4 protein-coding genes are annotated in these 4089 nt (G+C 74.8%); 3 read left to right on the top strand and 1 reads right to left on the bottom strand.

All coding sequences use genetic code 11. The features are described 5' to 3' along the window. A partial coding sequence (locus DZF91_RS08220) for a sensor histidine kinase (RefSeq protein WP_147341057.1) occupies nt 1-1035 on the top strand: 1035 nt, incomplete at its 5' end. 60 nt (nt 1036-1095) lie between these two features. Here DZF91_RS08220 and DZF91_RS08215 read toward each other — a convergent pair. Then, nucleotides 1096-1905, bottom strand: coding sequence for an aminotransferase class IV family protein (locus DZF91_RS08215; RefSeq protein WP_117356885.1), 810 nt, complete (start codon nt 1903-1905; stop codon nt 1096-1098). 256 nt (nt 1906-2161) lie between these two features. Here DZF91_RS08215 and DZF91_RS08210 point away from each other — a divergent pair, with 256 nt between their 5' ends. Both DZF91_RS08210 and DZF91_RS08205 read left to right on the top strand, forming a co-directional pair. Continuing rightward, on the top strand, nt 2162-3004 hold the full coding sequence (locus DZF91_RS08210; RefSeq protein WP_235834155.1) for a helix-turn-helix domain-containing protein: 843 nt from the start codon (nt 2162-2164) through the stop codon (nt 3002-3004). 103 nt (nt 3005-3107) lie between these two features. Further along, a complete protein-coding gene (locus DZF91_RS08205; RefSeq protein WP_117356883.1) occupies nt 3108-3728 on the top strand; it encodes a dihydrofolate reductase family protein in 621 nt (206 codons plus the stop codon). The last annotated feature ends 361 nt before the right edge of the window (nt 3729-4089 follow it).

The raw sequence follows: 4089 nt of genomic DNA, 5'->3' as shown, positions 1-4089 counted from the left end.
CGGGCCGCCGAGATCGCGCGGCGCGGCGAGGAGGCGGCCCGCGCGCAGCGCGCCCGCGAGCTGCGCGCGCTGCTGGTGCAGTCCGGCACCGCCCTCGGCATCACCACGGTGATCTCGCTCGGCGTCGGCTGGGTGGTGGCCGGGCGCGTGCTGCGCAGGCTCCGGCGCGTCACCGCGGCGGCCCGCACGATCTCGGCGGGCAACCTGCACGAACGGCTCGCGCTGGACGGCCCGCGGGACGAGCTGAAGGAACTCGGCGACACCTTCGACGGCCTGCTCGCCCGGCTGGAGGGGACGTTCCTGGCGCAGCGCCGGTTCATCGCGCACGTCTCGCACGAGCTGCGCACCCCCATGACGCGGCAGCGGACGCTCGCGCAGGTCGCGCTCGCCGACCCGGACGCCACGGTCGAGTCGCTGCGCACCGCGCACGAGCGGGTGCTGGCGGCCGGGGCGCAGCAGGAGCAGCTTCTGCTGGCGCTGCTGACGCTCGCCCGCGGACAGGCCGGGATCAGCCGCCGCGAACCGTTCGACCTGGCCGGGCTCACCGGGGACGCCGTGCTGAACCGGTCGCAGGAGGCGCGGCGGCTGGACGTCACCGTCCGGACCGACCTCGCGGCGGCCCCGGCGTCCGGCGACGCGCGCCTCGCGGAGCGGATGGTGACCAACCTGGTCGACAACGCGCTGCGGCACAACGTCCCCGGCGGGCTGGTGGAGGTCACCGCGGCGACGCGGGACGGCGCGGCGGAGCTGACCGTCGCCAACACCGGCCGGGTGATCCCGGAACCGGCCGTGGAGCAGCTCTTCGAGCCCTTCGAACGGCTCGGCGCCGAGAAGGCCGGCCGCGCCGAGGGGCTCGGTCTCGGCCTGTCCATCGTCCAGGCCATCGCCGACGCGCACGACGCCGCCGTGCTGGCCCGCCCCCGGCCGGGCGGCGGCCTGGTGGTCACCGTGACGTTCCCTCCACCCGGCTCACCCGCCCCGTGCGGCGCCGGTGCGGGCGAGCCCGTGCGCCACGCAGGCAAGCGGCCTAGATGAGGACCATGCAGACGGGCGGGGCCGAGCAGCGCGCCCACCCGCCGGGGACGTCGGTGAGGGTCAGGGCGCCACGAGCGGTTCCGCCCGGTAGGCGTCGTGCAGTAGGTCGACGAACCCGGACTCCTCGGGCAGGGCCACCGCGTCGAGCCGCCCCACCCTGATCCCCGGCGTCCAGGAGTTCATCACCACCGCTCCGGACAGGCCGCGGACGTCGTCCGGCGTCACCTCCCGGACGACCTGCCCCACGCCCAGCTCCCCGAGCCGACGGCGGACGATGCCCATCGTCACCCCGGTCAGCATCGGCCCGTCCGGCCAGATCACCGACTCACCGTCCCAGAACGCCAGGTTCCAGATCGTCGCCTCGGTGAGACGGCCGTGCCGGTCCACGAACGCGGCGTCGTCGAAGCCGGCGGCGAGCGCCCGCCGCAACCGGTACGTCTTCCCGACCTCCCCCACGTGCTTGACCGCGGGCAGGTCCCGCTCGTGCGGGAGCACCGCCAGCGCGAGCGGCCCCGCCGGAGGCTCCGCGGCCGGACGGGTCCGCACCAGCACCCTCAGCTCCCCGTCCTCGGACGTGAACTCCCCCGGCCGCGAGTACACCGTGGCCGTCAGCGACAGGGCGTCCGGCCCCACCCGGACCGCCGCGCGCAGCAGCTCCCGGATCCGCTCGTCGGGGACGGCCCGGCCGAACAGCTCCAGCGACGCCGTCCGCAGCCGGTCCAGGTGCAGGTCGAGCCCCCGGACACGGCCACCGCGCACCTGCATCGCGGTGAAGTGCGCGTACCCGGCGAAGGCCAGCGGCCCCAGTTCCCCGGCGGTCGCGGGACGCCCGTCCAGGTGGACGACGAATTCGGTGGTCACGGTGCTCATCAGTGCGCGTCTCCAGTTCGGCGGTCGGACGCCCCCAGCCTGCCCGACCGCACCGCGCGCACCCAGCCCTCCGCCGTGCCTACGACCGGCGGTGTCAGGATCGCAGTTCGGCGGTCGGACGCCCCCAGCCTGCCCGACCGCACCGCGCGCACCCAGCCCTCCGCCGTGCCTACGACCGGCGGTGTCAGGATCGCGCCCCGGCCCCGGCTTCGGCCCGCCGCGGGCGCCCGCCCCCGCGGCCTCGATAATGATCGTCATGGAGAACCGGTCCGGCGGCGAGCTCGGCGCGTTCCTGCGCAGCCGCCGCGCCCGCCTGGCGCCCGGCGACGTCGGCCTGCCCGACACCGGACGGCACCGCCGCGTCCCCGGCCTGCGCCGCGAGGAACTCGCCGGGCTCGCCGGCGTCTCGGTCGCCTACCTCACCCGCCTGGAGCAGGGCCACAGCCGCAACGTGTCGTCCGAGGTCCTGGACGCGCTCGCCCGCGCCCTGCGGCTGACCGAGAACGAGCACGCCCACCTGCGCCGCCTCGCCCGCAACCGCCGGAATCCGGACGCCGGGCCGTCCACCCCGCAGGTGCGCGAACCGCTGCGGCGCCTACTGCTCGCGATGGACACCGTCCCCGCGTACATCACCGGCCGCTTCCTCGACCTGCTCGCGTGGAACCCGATGGCCGCGGCCGTGTTCGGCGACTGGGACGAACTGCCGCCGCACGAGCGCAACATCGCGCGCCTGGTCTTCCTGTCCCCCGGCCACCGTCGGCTGTTCCCCGACTGGGACGCCCTCGCCGCCGACATGGTCGGCGCGCTGAGACTGGACGCGGGCTGCTTCCCCGGCCACCCGCGCCTGGCGGAACTGGTCGCCGAGCTGTCGGCCGAGAGCGCCGAGTTCCGCGCCCTGTGGGCCCGGCACGACGTCAAGGAGAAGAGCCACGGCACCCGGCGACTGCGCCACCCCGTGGCCGGCGACCTGCTCCTGGCCTTCGAGTCGTTCCGGCTCGCGGACGACGCCGACCAGTGCCTGAGCACCTTCCACATCCCGCCGGACGCCCCGAACCCGGACGCCCTCCGCCTCCTCACCCCCCGCCCCACCACCGTCTGACACCAAGCCGCACGGAACACGCCACGCACGCTGCCACGCGCGCTGTTGCCATCCCGGCACGCATGGTTGCCGCCGCGACACCGGTGCGCCCACGATGGGAGGCATGAGGCTGACGACGATGACGCAGATCACCGTGGACGGCGTGATGCAGGGCAACGGGCACGCGACTCCCGAGGAGCTGGCGAGCGGGTTCACGCGGGACGGCTGGGCGCTGGGGGCGTTCGCCGATGACACCGTCGAGATGATCACCGCCACCTATCAGCGTGCGGACGCGTTCCTGTTCGGGCGGCGCACGTATGAGATGTTCGCCGAGACCTGGGGCACTCGGCCGGAGATGCGGGCGCACCCCATCGGGGTCGCGCTCAACGGGGCGCACAAGTACGTCGCATCCAACCGTCTCGAGAAGCCGTCGTGGGGACCCGTCACGCTGCTGACCGGTGATGCGACCGCAGCGATCCGGGAACTGAAGGAATCGTCATCGGGCGAGCTCCAGGTGCACGGGAGCGCGACACTGATCCGCTCACTACTCGCCGCCGACCTCGTCGACGAACTGACACTGCTGGTCGTTCCCGTGCTTCTCGGACAGGGCATGCGGCTGTTTCCAGACGATGGGCCCGACGCCGCGCTCGAGGTCATCAGCTCCCACACCGACGCGAGGGGCGTCGGCGTGCACGTGTACCGGCCGGCCGGACGACCGGAATACCACCCGGCACGGCCGACCTAGGCAGCCGGCGGCCCATGAGCCCTTTCGCAGGCCGCTCGTCGCGGCCTGCCGCGCCGCCTCCGGCTCCCGCAACGGGCCGAAGGGCGCATGCCAGCGCAACGATGCGAGTCAAGAGGAGGACAGGGCCGGCAACGCGGGCCGGCGGAACCGAATCAGGCCGGTGGAGACGCGCGCGTCAGCGCAAGGACGCCGGCCGGCGGAAAGACGCGGGTCGGTGGACGACGTGCGTCAGCGCAAAGGCGCGGGTCAGCGGGAAGGGTGATGGTCAGCGGGGGGACGCGGCGCGGGACGGTTCCGGCCGGGACGGGTCCGAGGGGGGCGCGGCGTCGGGCGGCCTGCGCGGCTGGCGGGTGCGGCGCCG

The organism is Actinomadura logoneensis (genome assembly GCF_003428695.1).
GTDB classification, from domain to species: Bacteria; Actinomycetota; Actinomycetes; order Streptosporangiales; family Streptosporangiaceae; genus Spirillospora; species Spirillospora logoneensis.
This window is presented reverse-complemented; position numbering and strand designations above follow the sequence as displayed.